The sequence below is a fragment of the Photobacterium kagoshimensis genome (assembly GCF_050337045.1).
GTDB classification, from domain to species: Bacteria; Pseudomonadota; Gammaproteobacteria; order Enterobacterales; family Vibrionaceae; genus Photobacterium; species Photobacterium kagoshimensis.
Genome location: NZ_JAKJSO010000017.1, coordinates 110,923 through 131,067, shown reverse-complemented (window position 1 = coordinate 131,067; position 20,145 = coordinate 110,923). Strand labels below are relative to the sequence as shown.

General features: G+C 46.0%; 12 protein-coding genes. 5 read left to right on the top strand and 7 right to left on the bottom strand.

Translation table 11 applies throughout. The features are described from left to right. Positions 1-82 precede the first annotated feature (82 nt). Both acnB and L4C35_RS16685 read right to left on the bottom strand, forming a co-directional pair. Positions 83-2,680, bottom strand: coding sequence for a bifunctional aconitate hydratase 2/2-methylisocitrate dehydratase (gene acnB, locus L4C35_RS16690; RefSeq protein ID WP_428463953.1), 2,598 nt, complete (start codon positions 2,678-2,680; stop codon positions 83-85). Between the two features lie 221 nt (positions 2,681-2,901). Then, a complete protein-coding gene (locus tag L4C35_RS16685) occupies positions 2,902-5,214 on the bottom strand; it encodes a patatin-like phospholipase family protein (RefSeq protein WP_428463952.1) in 2,313 nt (770 codons plus the stop codon). A gap of 51 nt (positions 5,215-5,265) precedes the next feature. On the opposite strand from L4C35_RS16685, the gene L4C35_RS16680 reads away from it, so the two are divergent. The 3 genes from L4C35_RS16680 to aphA all read left to right on the top strand — a co-directional run bounded on the left by L4C35_RS16680 (position 5,266) and on the right by aphA (position 10,254). Further along, positions 5,266-7,182, top strand: a complete 1,917-nt coding sequence (locus tag L4C35_RS16680) for a methyl-accepting chemotaxis protein (RefSeq protein WP_428463951.1) — start codon at positions 5,266-5,268, stop codon at positions 7,180-7,182. 185 nt (positions 7,183-7,367) lie between these two features. Continuing rightward, entirely contained in the window at positions 7,368-9,299 is a 1,932-nt protein-coding gene (locus L4C35_RS16675) for a methyl-accepting chemotaxis protein (protein ID WP_428463950.1), read from the top strand. Positions 9,300-9,540: 241 nt separating this feature from the next. Beyond that, positions 9,541-10,254, top strand: a complete 714-nt coding sequence (gene aphA, locus L4C35_RS16670; protein WP_428463949.1) for an acid phosphatase AphA — start codon at positions 9,541-9,543, stop codon at positions 10,252-10,254. 125 nt (positions 10,255-10,379) lie between these two features. On the opposite strand, the gene lpdA is transcribed toward aphA, so the two are convergent. The 5 genes from lpdA to ampD all read right to left on the bottom strand — a co-directional run bounded on the left by lpdA (position 10,380) and on the right by ampD (position 18,313). After that, the gene (gene lpdA / locus L4C35_RS16665; RefSeq protein WP_094956336.1) at positions 10,380-11,807 is read right to left on the bottom strand and encodes a dihydrolipoyl dehydrogenase; all 1,428 of its coding nucleotides are present in this window, start codon (positions 11,805-11,807) and stop codon (positions 10,380-10,382) included. A 183-nt stretch (positions 11,808-11,990) separates the two neighbouring features. After that, positions 11,991-13,871 carry a pyruvate dehydrogenase complex dihydrolipoyllysine-residue acetyltransferase gene (gene aceF / locus L4C35_RS16660; RefSeq protein ID WP_428463948.1) on the bottom strand — a complete coding sequence of 627 codons (1,881 nt, stop codon included), beginning with the start codon at positions 13,869-13,871 and terminating at the stop codon, positions 11,991-11,993. Between the two features lie 13 nt (positions 13,872-13,884). Next, the gene (aceE, locus tag L4C35_RS16655) at positions 13,885-16,548 is read right to left on the bottom strand and encodes a pyruvate dehydrogenase (acetyl-transferring), homodimeric type (protein ID WP_428463947.1); all 2,664 of its coding nucleotides are present in this window, start codon (positions 16,546-16,548) and stop codon (positions 13,885-13,887) included. Between the two features lie 138 nt (positions 16,549-16,686). Continuing rightward, positions 16,687-17,460, bottom strand: coding sequence for a pyruvate dehydrogenase complex transcriptional repressor PdhR (gene pdhR, locus L4C35_RS16650; protein WP_428463946.1), 774 nt, complete (start codon positions 17,458-17,460; stop codon positions 16,687-16,689). A 283-nt stretch (positions 17,461-17,743) separates the two neighbouring features. Further along, entirely contained in the window at positions 17,744-18,313 is a 570-nt protein-coding gene (gene ampD, locus L4C35_RS16645) for a 1,6-anhydro-N-acetylmuramyl-L-alanine amidase AmpD (protein WP_428463945.1), read from the bottom strand. Between the two features lie 187 nt (positions 18,314-18,500). Between ampD and nadC the strand changes: the two genes are divergently transcribed. Then, positions 18,501-19,400 carry a carboxylating nicotinate-nucleotide diphosphorylase gene (gene nadC, locus L4C35_RS16640; protein ID WP_428463981.1) on the top strand — a complete coding sequence of 300 codons (900 nt, stop codon included), beginning with the start codon at positions 18,501-18,503 and terminating at the stop codon, positions 19,398-19,400. Positions 19,401-19,710: 310 nt separating this feature from the next. After that, positions 19,711-20,145: a pilin gene (locus L4C35_RS16635; protein WP_428463944.1), complete on the top strand. Its 435-nt coding sequence runs from the start codon at positions 19,711-19,713 to the stop codon at positions 20,143-20,145.

The following is a 20,145-nucleotide window of genomic DNA, read 5'->3' as shown; positions in this document are numbered from 1 at the left end:
AAAAAGCCCTCATTTATGAGGGCTTTGCTTTATCTCTGACCTAGACTGGCGAACTGCCTAGTACTCGATACTCACTCACGTACTACACCGCGGTTTGGACAATCACATCGTCCGCTTTTTTGGTGTAAGCATCCATACGGTGGAAATTAAGATAACGGTAAGTATCGGCTGCAGTTGCATCGATTTGCTTCGCGTACTCTAGGTACTCTTCTTTGGTCGGAATACGACCGAGAATAGCACCGACAGCTGCCAATTCCGCAGATGATAAGTACACGTTCGCACCAGTCCCTAAACGGTTCGGGAAGTTACGCGTCGAGGTCGACATCACGGTCGCTTTATCTGCAACACGGGCTTGGTTACCCATACATAATGAACACCCAGGGGTTTCAATACGCACCCCAGCACGACCAAAGATACCGTAGTAGCCCTCTTCGGTTAGCTGATCTTTATCCATCTTAGTTGGCGGAGCAATCCACAAACGCGTATCGAGTTGACCACCGAATTTTTCAAGTAACTTACCTGCGGCACGGAAGTGACCGATATTCGTCATACAAGAACCAATGAAGACTTCATCGATTTGTGTACCTTGAACATCCGATAGTAAACGCGCGTCATCAGGATCGTTTGGTGCACAGAGGATCGGTTGCGTGATCTCCGCTAAATCAATTTCAATGACATGCGCATACTCTGCATCTTTGTCCGCTTCCATCAATTCAGGATTCGCCACCCAAGCTTCCATGGCCGAAATTCGGCGTTCAATCGTGCGACGATCGCCATAGCCTTCGGCGATCATCCACTTGAGCATCACGATGTTAGAGTTCAAGTATTCAGTGATCGATTCTGGCGATAGCTTAACCGTACAGCCGGCAGCACTACGCTCTGCCGATGCATCTGACAGTTCAAATGCCTGCTCAACCGTTAAGTGCTCAACACCTTCAATTTCTAACACTCGACCAGAGAATTCATTGATCTTGCCTGCTTTCTCAACCGTCAGTAGACCTTGCTGGATCGCGTAATAAGGAATGGCATGAACCAGATCTCGTAGCGTGATCCCTTCTTGCATCTCACCTTTGAAGCGCACCAAAATAGATTCAGGCATATCCAATGGCATAACACCCGTTGCTGCGGCAAATGCCACCAAGCCAGAACCCGCAGGGAAAGAAATACCCAACGGGAAACGTGTATGAGAGTCACCGCCCGTACCAACAGTATCAGGCAGTAGCATTCGGTTTAACCATGAGTGAATCACACCATCACCCGGACGGAGTGATACCCCACCACGATTCATAATAAAATCAGGTAAGGTATGATGCGTATTTACATCGATCGGTTTTGGATAAGCCGATGTATGACAGAACGACTGCATGGTCAGCTCAGCAGAGAAACCAAGACAGGCTAAATCTTTCAGTTCATCTCGGGTCATAGGGCCCGTGGTATCTTGCGAACCAACGGTTGTCATCTTAGGCTCACAGTAAGTACCAGGGCGAATACCTTCAACGCCACACGCTTTACCCACCATTTTTTGCGCTAAGCTGTAGCCTTTATCTGACTCAGCAACGGCAACAGGACGACGGAAAATATCCGATGATGGAAGACCAAGTGACTGACGCGCACGATCGGTAAGACCACGACCGATGATCAGTGGAATACGGCCTCCCGCTCGCACTTCATCAATCAAGACATCTGTTTTCAACGAAAAGGTCGATACGACATCGTCACTACCATGCAGGCGCACTTCACCTTTGAATGGGTAAACATCAATAACATCGCCCATATTGAGCGCAGTCACATCGACTTCAATTGGCAATGCACCCGCATCTTCCATGGTATTAAAGAAGATAGGCGCAATCTTACCACCCAGCACATAGCCACCAGCGCGCTTGTTAGGCACATTCGGGATATCGTCGCCCATGAACCACAACACAGAGTTGGTTGCCGACTTACGTGACGAGCCCGTCCCGACTACATCGCCTACATAAACCAGTTGATGACCTTTTTGCTGCAGCGCTTCAATTTGCTTGATCGGGCCAATAGCGCCATGTTGATCAGGCTCAATCCCTTCGCGTTCATTTTTCAGCATCGCAAGGGCATGAAGTGGGATGTCAGGTCGTGACCAAGCATCGGGAGCAGGTGATAGGTCATCGGTATTAGTCTCACCGGTGACTTTAAAAACAGTTAACGTGATTTTTTCTGCTAATTCAGGTTTAGATAAGAACCACTCAGCATCGGCCCAGGATTGAAGTACTTGCTGTGCAAAGGCATTACCCGCTTGCGCTTTTTCTTCAACATCATAAAACGCATCAAACATCAGTAGGGTATGCGAAAGCGCCTTAACGGCAATCGGAGCCAATTGCTCATTATCGAGTAATGCAATAAGCGGCTCAATGTTATAGCCCCCTTGCATTGTACCCAGCAGCTCAGCCGCTTTTCCTGCAGAAACGATTGGCGAAGACACATCACCTTTGGTCAACGCAGCTAAGAAACCCGCTTTGACATACGCGGCTTCATCGACACCAGGGGGAATACGGTTTTCGAGTAAATCTAACAGAAAGGCTTCTTCGCTCGCGGGTGGATTTTTGAGTAATTCAACCAGAGCGGCAACTTGCTCAGCATCGAGAGGCTTAGGAACAACTCCTTCTGCAGCACGTTCTTCGACGTGTTTACGGTAGGCTTCAAGCACGACATATTCCTCTTATTTCGGTTTAACCTTTGCGGTTAAACATCCTTGGAAGTGATTGGTCTCCCTGCCAGAACCTTGCATTTTCATGAATACTATCAGATTCAAATGCACCCAGAAGAGACCAAAACCGTTATTCCAGCATATCACCTTTAACGTAAATTTAAAATCTACCAACCTTTTACAACATTCACACTTCTGTATATTAATACCGACACATAACGCTAGAATGAACCACCAAATTGAACGTAAAATGAAGAGTAATTATGCTCGGTTTTACCATATGCAAAAATTAACGGCCCCGCAGGAGTGCCAATCCCAGTGAAAATACTACCAGCAAAATAGGTCGGGATATCTGAGAGCGATAGTTTGGTACTGTTATATACCCCTCCCCACTCCGCCGAACCGCCGATATAAACAGGCGACTGGAATAAGCCGAAGTCATTATCCATAATGCGATAACGATAGATCGCCGCTGTAAATATTTTGTTCTTAGCTGCAATAATACCTTTCGGTGCACCAGATAGATTCAAGAAGCCCCCCAGCTCTTTAGGGTCAAGCGGATAAGGCGAATCGGAATCAATTCTTCCATATTCACCTTTGCCCACAAAAGTATGGCGGTCTATGGTGTAGGCGCCTCGCCAGACAAAATCGATACTTGTCGACACATCTTTAGACGAGCTATTGTCATCAAATTCCAAGTCATCGCTCGATAAAGCCAACTCTAACTTCAACAAATTGCCTTGTGTGGGCATGGCTATATCATCAAGGGTGTCATAATTAAATCGGGTATACCCTTGTAAGCTTCGACGTTTTAATCGACCAGACTCAGGGAAATTAACAAATTCTGTTGTCCCTAAAATATAGCGATAACCTAAATTCAACTCTTGCCATAGCTGGGGTTGCCAGCCAACTGATGCATCCAAAATTAACCTGTTATAGTTAACAGGATCAATAAAACGCTCATCGGGAAGTTCAGGTGAAGCAAAAGAAGATGGGATGTTACGGCGCTCTACACTGTAATCAGCCCCCAGCAAACCAAACCACTCTTGCTCATCGACAAAAGGCAGGTAAAGCTCGGTACTCACCCGCTTATCCGAGCCAAATTCAAGCTCTGTTCGCCATTCTGCACCAGACTCGCTCAGCCCTGTGACATTAAAGCCAACCCCTAATGAATACTTGGTGACGTTATTAAAATCATCTTCGAGCGCAAAACGTAAATCGATATAATTCGGCCCCCAGCTTTTCTCTCTGACATCGACCCGAACGATATTTTGGTCACCTTCTTGGAGTAGGTGATAATCAATACGCTCAAATCGGTCCAACGCATAAAGGCTACTAATACCGGCTTCTAGCTGCTCAGTATTCAGTTCTTGACCTTCTTGCAGGTTAAGACGATTTAATAACACTTGATCCGAATAGTGACTTTCATTGACCAATTCAATTTTATGAACATAGACATCATCAACACGTTCAAGCTGGCGACGTAGACGCTGTTTTTTTTCAATATAGTTTTGAAACGCAATACTATTGCCCAGTTTGGCGAGTTGCGGTGCCAATGCTTTTGCGGCTTTATACCCACGCTCACTGGCTTCAGGCATCTTCGCCATATCTGTTGTTGATATCCCTTTAACATCGGGCTTGAGTAGTACGTCACTATCAGTAAGCAAACTCAGTTGGTGCTCGGTGTTTTTTCGGATCATAAAATCCGTCAGCTGATCCATCACCGCAAAATAACTTTTTAATTCATCACGCCCTTTAAAGTCATTACTGATATCAACGGCGATAACAATATCCGCCCCCATCGCTTTCACGACAGACACAGGCAAGTTATTGGTGATCCCCCCATCAACCAGCAGCTGATTATCTAACGCTAGCGGCGGCAAAATAGCTGGGATCGACATACTCGCTTGCATCGCCAGCACTAAATCGCCATCTTTCAGCTCAACCGAGGTGAGATTTTCGATATCCGTTGCCATTGCTCGGAAAGGAATAGGCAATAAATCAAAACTGTCTTTTGCTGCAATATTTCCTGAGGTTTCACGCAGAATTTTCGCCATGTTTTGTCCCTGAACAAAACCTTTGGGTACCTTAAACTGCCAGAAGCCAAACCCAATATCTGTCCCGATTTGAAAGCGATCTTCTTTTTGCTTATCCCGTACTCGTCGGTCACTGCGTTCAACTCGGTCTTTGTAACCATTTTGCCAATCAACCGTCTCTAAAAAAGCTTCGATTTCATCCGCGCTCATCCCCGTTGCGTACAGGCCACCAACATAGGCCCCCATACTGGTCCCCGCGATATAATCAATAGGAATATTCATTTCTTCAAGCGCCCGTAAAACACCGATATGAGCCGCGCCTTTAGCCCCGCCGCCACCGAGTACGACGCCAATTTTTGGACGCTCTTGCGCCAATACATTGGAGGAATAAATAAAACTGCAAAATAGTGCAAATAAAGCTAAAGAAATACGCTTTAGCGGCAGATAATAACTGGGCTGTAGAGCCTGAATAGCTGCTGGGAAAAGTCTCGTCATCATCTTCGTGTTCTACTCTTCTACTAATTCCTATAAAAGACACAGCCAAGCCTTATGAAATTCAATCATTTAACCATAAAACAAAAGCTAATCTTTGCGATGGTACTTGCCGTACTGGCTTCTACAGCTTTAGTTGGGTTCATTAGTCAAAATCAAGCGCGTAACGTTGTTGAAAGCAGATTGCTCAACTCAGAACTGCCAGCAACCTTGATGCAAATCCGTAACGCCATTGATAAAGAAGTTTCGCTGCTTCAATCAGCGGCTGAGCAAGTTGCTACCAACCGCTTTATTCTTGAGTTCTACAACTCAGACCAAAGTGATGCTCAAGAACAAAATTTAATTCAAGTACTGAATGATACCAAAAATCAGTATCAACTCTTTGATGCATCTGTCGCTGATCGTTCGACAGGTGATTACTGGAACCAAGACGGCTTCCTTCGCCGTCTGAACCAACAACAAGATGCTTGGTTCTATGGTTTCACTTCTGGCAACCAAGCACGCATGCTCAATGTCTTCCGTGAAGACAATGGCGACGTCAAGCTATTCATTAATTACCAGCAACTCAATGGTAAAGGGATGGCTGGCTTATCTAAGTCACTTGATGACATGGTTCGCTTGATCAATCAGTTCAAACTAGAACAAACAGGTTTTGTGTACCTTGTTGATGCAAAAGGTCAAATTCGGTTACACAAAGATACCACTAAAATGGGTAAAACCAGTTTAGACCAGCTTTATGGGGCTAATGTCTCTCGTAAAATCCTTAATAAACACGATATAAATATCACTGAAGCGGATATCAATGGCACCACAACTTTAGTGGCCACCAGCTACATCCCGTCAATGGACTGGTACGTTGTTGCCGAACTACCCAAACATGAAGCTTTTTCTGAATTAGATAAAGCGACCAGCCAAATCATGCTTTGGACATTCGGGATCGCGGCCTTGTTCATTTTTGTTGCGATTATTTTAGCAAGCTCAGTCACTCGCCCTATCGCTAACCTTGCGGCAGTATTTAAAGACCTTGGCGAAGGTGAAGGTGATTTACGTCACCGTATCGAGGTTGAAGGCAAAGATGAAATCGCGCAACTCTCTCAAGGCTTTAATAGCTTCATCAGCAAGATCCATAGTTCGGTACGTGAAGTCGCTGAAACAGGTAACGCATTACGTAGCGCAGCAGAAGCGGTGGCTTCACAAGCTCAGCTAACACTCGACAATAGTCATAGCCAACGCGATCGTACCATTCAAGTCGTAACTGCGATTAACGAAATGGGCGCAACGGTTAATGAGATTGCGGGGAATGCCGCCCAAGCTGCAGATGCCGCTCACAATGCTGAAAGTGAAACACAGAACGGCCAAGATGTTGTTGGTCAAGCACGTAACAGCATTAACCAACTGTCTAACGACGTTGCTCAAGTGAGTGATGTGATAGGCTCACTGGCCAACAATACCCAAGCGATTGGCAGCATCCTAGATACCATTCGTGGCATTTCAGAGCAGACCAACTTGCTAGCACTTAATGCTGCGATTGAAGCGGCGCGCGCTGGTGAACAAGGTCGTGGCTTTGCCGTGGTTGCCGATGAAGTGCGTAGTCTAGCAAGTCGTACGTCTGATTCGACTAACGAAATTCAAACGATGATTAATCGTCTGCAAGAAGAAGCAAGCAACGCGGTCAATGCAATGCAGCAAAGTCGTCAGCTAACCTCAGATGGCGTATCTGCGGCAGATGAAGCATCTGGTGCACTGGTTTCAATCGCTGATCGCATCACCTTGATTTCCGATATGAATACTCAGGTGGCAACCGCAACCGAAGAGCAATCGACGGTAGTGAACGACATCAACTGCAATATCGAAGAAATTAATGAAACAACCCAACGTACCGCTGAGACAGCCGCAGAGTTGGCAGATTCCAGCCAAGAGCTACGCGCATTATCTCAGCGCCTAGATTCGATGGTCGGTACGTTTAAGCTGTAAATAATAACAATAAAGTAATACACAAAGGGAAGGCTTCGGCTTTCCCTTTTTAGCCTCTGGCAAACCAAAAAGCAATAAACTGCAAGTAACCAAAACTCAGTCAAAGCAGGAAGCACCTCATTCAACAAGGGTAAAGGTCGATACATGATGTATGACAATTGCTCACTATCCTAATAACATACCTAATGAATATTAAGCAGTTAACCATCAAGCAAAAGTTAGCCTTTAGCTTTATTTTTGCCATCTTAATCTCGACCTCTTTAGTGGGTTTTGTCAGCCAACGCCAAGCACATCATGTGATTGAACAGCGATTGCTTAAATCCGAGCTTCCAGCCACCTTGATGCAGTTTAATCGCAGCATAGATAAAGAAATTTCAATCTTACTCGCGGCAGCAGAACAGCTCGGCAACAGTCGTCTATTAACGGAACAAATCCAGCCTCCTCCTATCACAAGCCAAGAGCATACCGCAGCTCAAGACAAGGCTATTCTTGATGAGCTTAAAGCCGTTAAGCAGCAATACCAGCTGATTGACGCCTCAATTGCGAACCGCCAAACCGGCACTTACTGGATGGACAGTTTTACCGCCTCTCGCCAACACCGCCAAAATGGCTGGTTCACTAAGTTGGTGACGAGTGGTCAGGAAAAATCATTGAGTGTGTACCGAGAAGACAGCGGTGAAGTGAAACTGTTCCTCAACTACCAACGCCCTCACGGAAGTAGCCTCGCGGGGTTATCAAAATCCATGAATGGGATGGTGAGCTTCATCAACCAATTCACCCTTGAGCAAACGGGTTTTATCTACCTTGTTGATAATCAAGGTAAGCTTCGTCTACATAAAAACACTCAGAAGTTAGGTAAAGCGACGCTTCAGTCTGAGTACTCAGCAGCAGCGAGCCAACAGCTTCTTAATAAAGCAGACTTTAACTTTACAACTGTGGAGCGTAATGGCGACCAGATCCTTGTGGCAACCAGCTACATCCCATCCATGGATTGGTATGTGGTTGCCGAAGTGCCACAAGATGAAATATTCGCTGAGCTCAATAAAGCATCCCATCAAATCATGGTGTGGACCTTAGTGATCGCGGCGCTGTTTGCCCTTGCCGCGCTTTGGCTAGCGAATTCGATTACTCGCCCTATTGCTAACCTTGCTGCGGTATTTAAAGACTTGGGCGAAGGTGAAGGTGATTTACGCCACCGCATCGAGATCAAAGGTAAAGATGAAATCGCGCAGCTGTCACAAGGCTTTAATAGTTTTATCAGCAAGATCCACAGTTCGGTGCAAGATGTCGCTGAAACAGGCAACGCATTACGCAGTGCCGCAGAAGCTGTTGCCTCTCAAGCACAACTCACCCTAGATAATAGCCATAGCCAACGCGACCGCACCATTCAGGTGGTGACAGCCATTAATCAAATGGGCGCGACGGTCAATGAAATCGCCGGCAATGCCGCCCAAGCCGCTGATGCCGCTCAAAATGCCGAAGGGGAAACTCAAAATGGCCAAAATGTTGTGGGTCAGGCGCGCAATACCATCAATCAGCTATCTAACGATGTGGCACAAGTGAGTGATGTGATTGGTTCATTGGCTAACAATACCCAAGCCATCGGTAGCATCCTCGATACGATCCGTGGCATCTCTGAGCAAACCAACCTACTGGCGCTTAATGCGGCCATAGAAGCGGCACGGGCGGGCGAGCAAGGTCGTGGTTTTGCTGTAGTTGCCGATGAAGTGCGAAACTTAGCCAGCCGCACCTCAGATTCAACCAATGAAATTCAGTCGATGATTAACCGCCTGCAAGAAGAGGCAAGTGATGCCGTTAGCGCGATGCAACAAAGTCGCCAGCTGACCTCTGACGGTGTGTCTGCGGCCGATGAGGCATCGGCGGCATTGGTGTCCATCGCTGACCGTATCACCTTAATTTCAGATATGAACACCCAAGTGGCAACCGCAACGGAAGAACAATCAACTGTGGTTAACGACATTAACTGCAATATTGAAGAAATTAATGAAACGACCCAACGTACGGCTGATACTGCCGCGCAATTGGCCGACTCAAGCCAAGAGCTGCGTGCCCTATCCCAGCGCCTAGACAGCATGGTAGGCACCTTTAAGCTATAACATTTGCTTGAACACTTCAGCATCACAGCCAACAACAAATTGGAGAGCTTCGGCTCTCCTTTTTTATGGTTAGAAATTGATAAATACGACCTTCACTACGTAATAAAGGCTGTCAATGACTGAAAATCGTAAAATAACATTATGCTACGTGGTTGGTATTTTGTGACTCTCGCTAGATTTAAATGTGTCACAGAGGGGTACTTTTACACCTCAATTTGATCAATAACTAAAAAACAAAACAATGAAACTCACTACAATTGCCGTCTCTTCCCTATTAGCTTGTGCTTTCGCATCAGGTTCAGCCTTTGCCGACCCTAAACTTCCTGGAACAGAAACAGGCTTTAGCTCTGTGGAAATCATGCAGCAGGGTGAACCCGCACAACTACACTGGGTATCCGTTGATGATATCGCTAAGAGCCTCGAAGGTAAGCCACCAATGGCGGTCGGTTTTGATATTGATGATACGGTTCTTTTTAGCTCACCGGGCTTTTACCGTGGTCAGCAACAGTTCTCGCCAAATGGTTATAGCTACCTAAAATCTCAGCAATTTTGGGATAAAATGAACTGTGAATGGGAAAAGTTCAGCCTACCTAAACAAGTGGGCCAGAAGCTGATCACCATGCACCAAAAACGCGGTGATAGCATTTTCTTCATCACTGGCCGTACGGGCTCTAAGTGTGAAATTTCAACGCAATACCTCAAAGATACCTTTGGCATTGAGAAAATGAACAAGGTAATTTTTGCGGGCTCAAGCAAAACTGAATACACCAAGACCAAGTACATTAAAGCCAACAACATCAAGCTGTACTACGGCGATTCAGACGGTGACGTGATTTCAGCACGTAATGCGGGCGCGGAAGGGATCCGCATCATGCGTAACTCGGCTTCTAGCTACAAACCAGTACCGCAAAACGGCATCTATGGTGAGAAGATCGTTAAAGACTCACAGTACTAATATCTATCTAAGTAACTGAATATTTTTGCTGGTTAAAGCATATTTAGGACGAAGCATCAGATACAAAAAAAGCGCCCTCTTCATTAAAGGGGCGCTTTTTTCTTATTCAATAAACAGCCAGGTAATTACTTACGCTTTACTGCTTTTGCATTTGGCAGGTCAGTGATTGAGCCTTCAAATACTTCAGCCGCTAGACCGATTGATTCGTGTAGCGTTGGGTGCGCGTGGATTGTTAGTGCGATATCTTCTGCATCACAACCCATCTCGATCGCTAGACCGATTTCACCTAGTAGCTCACCACCGTTAGTACCAACGATAGCACCACCGATAACACGGTGCGTGTCTTTGTCGAAGATCATCTTCGTCATACCGTCAGCACAATCAGATGCGATTGCACGACCAGAAGCAGCCCAAGGGAAAGTCGCCACTTCGTAGTTTAGACCTTCAGCTTTCGCTTCTTTCTCAGTCTTACCAACCCACGCAACTTCTGGCTCAGTGTAGGCAATTGAAGGAATAACTTTAGGATCGAAGTAGTGCTTCTTACCAGAAATAACTTCAGCCGCTACGTGACCTTCATGCACACCTTTGTGAGCAAGCATTGGTTGACCAACGATATCACCGATAGCATGAATGTGCGGTACGTTAGTACGCATTTGCTTATCAACGTTGATGAAGCCACGCTCGTCAACTTCAAGGCCTGCTTTTTCAGCGTCTAGAAGTTTACCGTTTGGCACACGACCGATAGCAACAAGAACGGCATCGTAACGTACAGGCTCAGCAGGTGCTTTTTTGCCTTCCATTGAAACGTAGATACCATCTTCTTTCGCTTCAACAGCGGTTACTTTCGTCTCTAGCATCAGGTTGAATTTCTTCTTGATGCGCTTAGTGAAGACTTTGATGATGTCTTTATCTGCAGCAGGGATCACTTGATCAAACATTTCAACAACGTCGATCTGAGAACCCAGCGAGTGGTAAACCGTACCCATTTCTAGGCCGATGATACCGCCACCCATAACAAGTAGCTTCTCTGGTACTTCTTTCAGTTCAAGCGCGTCAGTTGAATCCCAGATGCGTGGATCTTCGTGCGGAATGAACGGAAGTTCGATAGGACGAGAACCAGCAGCGATGATTGCGTTGTCGAAGTTTACAGTCGTTTGACCTTCTGCGCCTTCCACAACAATCGTATTAGGACCCGTAAATTTACCGTAACCGTTAACGATGTTAACTTTACGCATCTTAGCCATACCGCCAAGACCGCCAGTTAGTTGGGTAATTACTTTGTCTTTCCAAAGGCGGATTTTGTTGATATCAGTCTGAGGCTCACCGAAAACAACACCGTGTTCAGCCATTGCTTTAGCTTCTTCGATAACTTTCGCTACGTGAAGTAGAGCTTTAGATGGGATACAACCCACGTTCAGACATACACCACCTAGGGTGTTGAATTTTTCGATTAGAACAGTATCCAGACCTAAGTCTGCGCAACGGAACGCTGCAGAATAACCAGCAGGGCCTGAACCCAATACCACTACCTGAGCTTTAATTTCTTTACTCATCATGACCTCGTTGTAAGTCTTATATCCCTAACAGGCGATGTTCTTTTATGTTCTACTTTTTCTTTCAGTTAGCTAACAAGTTTACAGAGGTGTTAACAAACTGAAAAGTAAATTGCCATAGCCTGTGAGCTGCACAACAATTCCATGCCTGTTATTACAGGCATGGACGTTGCGATTGAAACCTTAAAGCACTAAACGGCGAATGTCTGATAGACAACCATTTAGGTAAGTGATGAAACGTGCACCTTCAGCACCATCGATCACACGGTGATCGTAAGATAGTGATAGAGGAAGCATTAGGCGAGGTTCGAAGTCCTTGCCGTTCCATACTGGTTTCATTTCAGACTTAGATACACCTAGGATACCTACTTCTGGTGCATTCACGATTGGTGTGAACGCAGTACCACCTAAGCCACCAAGGCTAGAGATAGTGAAACAGCCACCTTGCATGTCAGATGCAGTTAGCTTACCAGCACGTGCTTTCTTAGAAATAGCCATTAGCTCTTCAGAAAGCTCGTAAATGCCTTTTTTGTTCACGTCTTTAAATACAGGAACAACTAGGCCATTTGGCGTATCAACTGCGATACCTACGTTAACGTACTTCTTAAGAATTAGGTTTTCACCGTCTTCAGAAAGCGAAGAGTTAAACGCTGGGAATGCTTCTAGTGCTTTCGCAACTGCTTTCATGATGAACACAAGTGGTGTGATCTTCATGCCTGTATCTTTCTTCGCTTCGATTGCATTCTGTTCTTTACGGAATGCTTCTAGCGCTGTGATATCTGCATTATCCCACTGTGTAACGTGCGGGATCATTACCCAGTTACGGTGCAGGTTAGCGCCAGAGATCTTCTTGATACGAGACAGTTTCTGAAGCTCAGTTTCACCAAACTTGCTGAAATCAACTTTTGGCCATGGTAGTAGACCAAGCGCAGAACCGTCGCCATTGCCTGCTGCTGCCGCACCAGACTCAAGACGCTTAAGTGCATCTTTAACGAAGTTTTGAACATCTTCTTTTTGGATGCGGTTCTTACGGCCAGTACCTTTCACTTTCGCAAGGTTTACACCGAACTCACGTGCAAGACGACGAACAACTGGAGAGGCGTGAGCGTACTCGTTGTTTGCTTCGAACTCGCCTGTTACTGCTGGTGCCGCTGCTTTAGCAGGTGCCGCCGCAGGAGCTGGTGCTGCTGCCGGAGCAGGTGCCGCTGCAACTGGTGCAGGTGCTGCGCCCGCAACTTCAAAGACCATGATTAGTGAGCCAGTTGACACTTTGTCGCCAGCTGCAATCTTGATTTCTTTAATTGTACCTGCGAACGGTGCTGGAACTTCCATAGAAGCTTTGTCACCTTCAACAGTGATAAGAGATTGCTCTTCTTCCACTGTATCGCCAACAGCAACCATGATTTCAGTAACTTCTACTTCATCACCGCCGATGTCTGGTACGTTAACTTCTTTTGCTGCAGACGCTGCTGCCGCTACTGGCGCTACTGGCGCTTCAACTGCTGCTGGAGCAACTGGTGCACCAGAACCCGCAACTTCAAAGATCATGACTAGAGAACCAGTAGATACTTTGTCGCCCGCTGCAATTTTAATTTCTTTTAGAACACCAGCAAAAGGTGCTGGTACTTCCATTGATGCTTTATCGCCTTCAACCGTAAGAAGAGATTGCTCTTCTTCGATACTGTCGCCGATAGCTACCATGATTTCAGTCACTTCTACTTCGTCGCCACCGATATCCGGTACGTGAACTTCTTTCAGTTCAGCTGCTGCCGCCGCTACTGGAGCTGCAACAGGTGCCGCCGCTTCAGCTACAGGAGCTGGAGTCGCTGCGCCTTCAGCTTCAAAGATCATGATAAGAGAGCCAGTAGAAACCGAGTCGCCTTCTGCGATTTTGATTTCTTTAACGATACCCGCCTGAGAAGCTGGTACTTCCATAGAAGCCTTGTCGCCTTCTACAGTGATCAGAGATTGCTCTTCTTCAACCTTGTCGCCAACGCTAACAAGAATCTCAGTTACTTCAACCTCGTCCGCACCAATGTCAGGTACATTAATTTCGATTGCCATGTTTTATTGCCTCTTACGCGTATAGCGGGTTGATCTTGTCAGCGTCGATGTTGAATTTAGCAATTGCTTCTGCAACTACAGATTTCGCAACATCACCACGGTTAGCCAGTTCAGTTAGAGCAGCAACTACCACGTAGCCTGCGTTAACTTCGAAGTGACGACGTAGGTTCTCACGGCTGTCAGAACGACCGAAACCATCAGTACCAAGAACTTTGAAAGATTCAGACGGCATGAATGCACGTACTTGCTCTGCGTAGTTCTTCATGTAATCCGTCGCAGCGATTGCTGGCTCAGTACCCATCGCAGTTGTGATGTAAGGTACTTTTTGCTCTGCTTCTGGGTGTAGCATGTTGTAACGCTCAGCATCTTGACCGTCACGAGTAAGTTCATTGAATGAAGTTACTGAGTAAACGTCAGATGCAACACCGTAGTCGTCGCTTAGGATTTGAGCTGCTTTACGTACTTCATTCATGATAGTACCAGAGCTCATTAGCTGAACTTTCTTATCGCCTGCGTAAGATTCTAGCTTGTAGATACCCTTACGGATGCCTTCTTCAGCGCCTTCTGGCATTGCTGGCATTGCGTAGTTTTCGTTCATTACTGTTAGGTAGTAGTAAACGTTCTCTTGGTTCTCACCGTACATGCGACGGATACCGTCTTGCATGATAACCGCTAGCTCGTAAGCAAACGTTGGGTCGTAAGAGATACAGTTAGGCACTGTGTTCGCCATGATGTGTGAGTGGCCATCTTCGTGCTGAAGACCTTCACCATTTAGCGTTGTACGACCAGCAGTAGCACCTAATAGGAAGCCACGTGCTTGTTGGTCACCTGCTAGCCATGCCATGTCACCAATACGTTGGAAACCGAACATTGAGTAGTAGATGTAGAATGGGATCATTGGTAGATCGTTGGTGCTGTAAGATGTTGCAGCAGCAACCCAAGATGCCATTGAACCTAGTTCGTTGATACCTTCTTGCAGTACCTGACCTGAAGTCGCTTCTTTGTAGTAAGACACTACACCGCGGTCTTCTGGCGTGTATTCTTGACCGTGTGGGTTGTAAATACCAACCTGACGGAATAGACCTTCCATACCAAAGGTACGCGCTTCATCACAGATAATAGGAACAATGTTCTTACCGATGTTCTTATCTTTAAGCAGGATGTTAAGCGTACGTACGTAAGCCATAGTGGTAGAGATATCACGCTTTTGCTCGCCCAGTAGCGGAGCAAAGTCTTCTAGCTCAGGTACTTTGAACTCTTGCGTGAAGTTAGGTAGACGCTTAGGCGTGTAACCGTGTAGTGCGTTACGACGAGCGTGCAGGTAGTTGTACTCTGCAGAACCTTCTTCCAGTTTCAGGTAAGGTAGTTCGCTTACTTTTTCATCTGAAAGGATATCTTCAAGGCCTAGACGATCACGTAGGTGAAGAACATGAGTCATGTCCATTTTCTTCACGCCGTGCGCGATGTTTTTACCTTCAGCTGCATCACCCATGCCGTAACCTTTAACGGTTTTAGCTAGGATTACAGTTGGTTTACCGTCTGTTTCTTTTGCGTTGTTGAACGCAGCGAACAGCTTAGATGACTCGTGACCACCACGCTTAAGCGCGAAGATTTCGTCATCAGTCATGTCAGCAACTAGTGCCGCTGTTTCTGGGTACTTACCAAAGAAGTGCTCACGTACATAAGCGCCATCTTTAGATTTGAATGTCTGGTAGTCACCATCGATAGTTTCGTTCATTAGTTGAAGAAGCTTACCGGTAGTGTCTTTCGCTAGTAGCGCGTCCCAGTTGTTACCCCAAACCACTTTAACCACATTCCAGCCAGCACCTTTGAATAGGCCTTCTAGCTCTTGAATGATCTTGCCGTTACCCATTACAGGGCCGTCAAGACGTTGTAGGTTACAGTTGATTAGGAAACATAGGTTGTCTAGTTTCTCACGCGCAGCGAAAGAAATAGCACCACGTGATTCTGGCTCATCCATCTCACCATCGCCCAAGAACGCGTAAACACGTTGAGCAGAAGTATCTTTCAAGCCACGACCGTTAAGGTACTTAAGGAAACGTGCTTGGTAGATAGCAGAGATAGGACCTAGACCCATAGAAACAGTTGGGAACTGCCAGAATTCAGGCATTAGTTTAGGGTGCGGGTATGAAGGGATACCTTTACCATCAACTTCTTGACGGAAGTTATCTAGCTGCTCTTCAGTTAGGCGGCCTTCAACAAATGCGCGAGAATAGATACCTGGAGAGATGTGGCCCTGGTAGTAAACTAAATCGCCACCATCTACTTCGTTTGGCGCACGGAAGAAGTGGTTGAAACATACTTCGTAGAATGCAGAAGCAGACTGGTAAGAAGCCATGTGGCCACCTAGGTCTAAATCTTTCTTAGAAGCACGTAGTACGATCATGATTGCGTTCCAACGGATAATGGAACGAATACGACGCTCAAGTGTTGTGTCACCTGGGTAAGCAGGTTCTTGTGCTGCTGGAATCGTATTGATGTAATTGGTAGTAATGCCCGTAGCCATATCTACACCGTCTAAACGCGCTTTATCTAGTACTTGCTCTAGCAGGTACTGGGCACGTTCTACACCTTCTTCACGAACGACTGATTCAAGAGCTTCTAGCCACTCTTGAGTTTCAAGTGCGTCAACGTCATTCTTCATGACTTCAGACATGCGATCTATCCTTTCGTTGATAATCTACAAAACTTAATACCAATCATCATAACTATCGACTCTTGTGAGATCAGATAGTTATGACGACTGATATATTGTCGCGACTGGTCAATACCCTTCGTTATAGTTATGAAGGCACTAATCCAGCCCATCCTTGCGTTGTTGAATCCGACGAAGAGAGCGTTCACGTCTGCTATCTTCACGCGATAAATCCAACAATGTTTCCTCGATGTAAGCCAAATGTGCGTGCGATGCTTCACGAGCCTTAATCGGCTCACCAGAAACAATCGCCTGCACAATATCGGCTCGATGTTTGCTCACCTTCATGACCACCTCTGGGCGGCGATTTAGGAGTTCAAAGTTTTGTAATACGTTTTGCTCTAGCATAGGGGCAAGGCTGCGGATGATATGAAGCAATACCACGTTATGTGCCGATTCAGTAACGGCAATCAGGTATTGCATAACCGCGGCAGCTTCTGCTGGTAAATCACCTTGCTGCTGAGCGTCTTGTATCCGTGCATGGCAGTCACGAATACGAGTAAAATCTTGTTCATTACCCCGCAGTGCTGCGTAGTAAGCTGCTAGTCCTTCCAGCGCATGACGCGCTTCCAGTAAATCTAGCTGAGTTTCAGGGTGCGCCGCTAACAAATCTAACAGGGGTTCAGAAAAGCTCTGCCATAGCTTTTCTGTAACAAATGTGCCGCCACCTTGACGGCGAGTCAGTAGATTTTTCGCTTCTAAGCGCTGAATTGCTTCGCGAACAGACGGGCGTGATACATCAAACTGCTTAGCTAATTCACGTTCAGGTGGCAATTGCTGCCCTGGGGATAAGGTACCCTCCAGGATCAATCGCTCTATTTCCTGCTCGATAGCATCAGAGAGCTTAGGTTGACGAATGCGTTTATAAGTCATTTTATCTTTATCGTTCTTATACTTAACCGCGTTTCAGGCCAGTCCGCTATGCGGGTAATTGGTATTACCAATTTACGAATTAGTTGAAAGTTTACAGAATTTTTTTTAGATGTCCACCAGCGACTTGACTGAAATCATAGAACAAAGGGGGATTTAACAAAAATTTCAACTTGTGAAAACTTATTAAAACAAATTAATTCACAGCTCGAAACAATTGAGAAAGCTTTTTGTTACTATCGTTTAGTAAATGGTCAGACCAATTAAGCTTGGCCCTTTTCATCAACTAATTAACGTCACTTCCAATCAATGCAGTTTTAAACGCATACCAATCAAACGCCAATCCCGGATCAGTTTTACGCCCAGGGGCAATAAATTCATGACCGGTGATCCGTGAGGTATCAATATGTGGGTAGTAGTCCATCAGCACCCGGGATAACTCAGTGAGTGATGCATACTGAGCTTGGGTATAAGGGAGGGTATCCGTGCCTTCCAGTTCGATGCCTATCGAAAAATCGTTGCATCGCTCACGCTTCGCGAATTGGGAAATACCCGCATGCCAAGCACGACAATCTAGTGGTACAAACTGAATGATATCGCCATTTCGTCTAATTAAACAGTGAGCAGACACGCGAAATGCTGAAATTAACTCAAAATAGGGATGTTCGTCAGGGTTAAGCGTGCCCGTAAACAATTGCTCTATATAAGGACCACCAAACTGCCCTGGCGGCAAACTGATATTGTGCACCACCAGCAGCGAAACCATTTCGCCTTGTGGCCGTGCATCATAAAAAGGAGATGGTACATGCTTTACACCGCTCAGCCAGTGATCGGCTTGAATAGCTAACGTCTTCATTACAGGGATTCTCGCTCAGTTATAACAAGGCTATTTTAGTCACAACCGCAACAAATCACACCTTGCACTGAAATTGCTGCAACAAAGAACCAGTCGCGGTATGATCCATCATTGTAAAAGAGCAGTGACTCTTTCACCCGCTCAGCCTACAGACTCAACCCATAGTGACGGATACAGCATGACCAAGATGGAACAAAATCACGATAGCCAAGCGCGTTTAGCCTACCTAAAACAACAACTCCCGCAAGAAATTACTCGTGCAGTCACAGAAACGTTGCGTGAAGATTTGGGCGGCGAAGTTGGTGAGCCAATCAATCCCGAACATGATATTACTGCAAGCTTGATCCCAGCAGATAGCCAAGGCGTGGCTACGATTATTACTCGTGAACATGGTGTGTTTTGCGGTCAGTTATGGGCAGAAGAAGTGTTTAGGCAACTTGGTAGCCAAGTGACCATTGAATGGCATGTCCAAGATGGCGATACCGTCGAACCAAACCAAACCTTGTGTACTCTATCTGGCCCATCACGCATTCTGTTAACGGGTGAGCGTAATGCGATGAACTTCATCCAAACCCTGTCAGGCTGTGCAACAACGGTGGCAACCTACGCCAAACAGCTTGAAGGCACCCATACTCGCCTACTCGATACCCGTAAAACCATTCCGGGTCTGCGCAGCGCCCTTAAATATGCGGTGACCTGTGGTGGCGGTTACAACCACCGCATCGGGGTGTTCGATGCCTACTTAATCAAAGAAAACCACATTATTGCCTGTGGCGGTATTAATGAAGCGATCAGCACTGCCAAGCAGTTAAACCCTGGCAAGCCAGTCGAAGTAGAAACCGAAAGCTTAGCTGAGCTGCAACAAGCCATTGACGCGGGCGCTGATATTATCATGCTCGATAATTTCACCACCGCGATGATGCGTGAAGCCGTTAAAATTAACGCAGGTCGCGCAGCCTTAGAAAACTCAGGCAACGTAACGCTTGAGACCATTCGTGAATTTGCTGAAACGGGGGTGGACTACATTTCGGTTGGTGCACTCACTAAGCACTTAAAAGCCATGGATTTGTCGATGCGTTTTCAATAAGCCCTTAGGCGATTTAGCGAGATAATCTAAATACTGATTTTTTATCGCTATGACATATATTCATAAGCATCAAAATATCTAAAGGAGAGCCTCTGCTCTCCTTTTCTCTATTTATCAATAAGTTCTACTCTCATCAGGTATAACCAATCGCTCCAACACACCTCAAAGCACATTATGCAATAAATGTAATATCCCAACTATTTATTCAAACTGCACCGCGCAAAGTATTCCTTTCGATTCCGTCACTTGTAGCCAACTTTTAATCTGACTAAACACATTACGAGGCCCTCGGGCATACAAGGATAGAAACATGAAAAAGATGCAAAAAGGTTTTACGCTGATTGAATTGATGATTGTAGTGGCGATCATTGGTGTGTTATCGGCGATTGCCGTTCCAGCTTACAAAAGTTATGTCAAAAAATCTGAAGCTGCTGCTGGTGTAAGTACCGTCCGCTCATTACTCACAAATATTGATATGTTCGAACAAGAAAAAGGGGCATTCCCTTCTGATACAGAAATTGGCGATATTGGCGGAGCTAAAGACATGAGCGCTTTAGGAACTATTACTCTCACACCTAAAGGTACAGCTCAAGCTCCAGCTCCTGGTGGTACAGCTGTATTTAAATTTAGTGCTGATGCTACATTGAAAAATACACTTGTAACATTTACCAAGACCGCTGCTGGATGGAAATGTACCCATACAACTGGTGAGACACTCAAAAGCTGCGCAGCACCAAAAGCATAG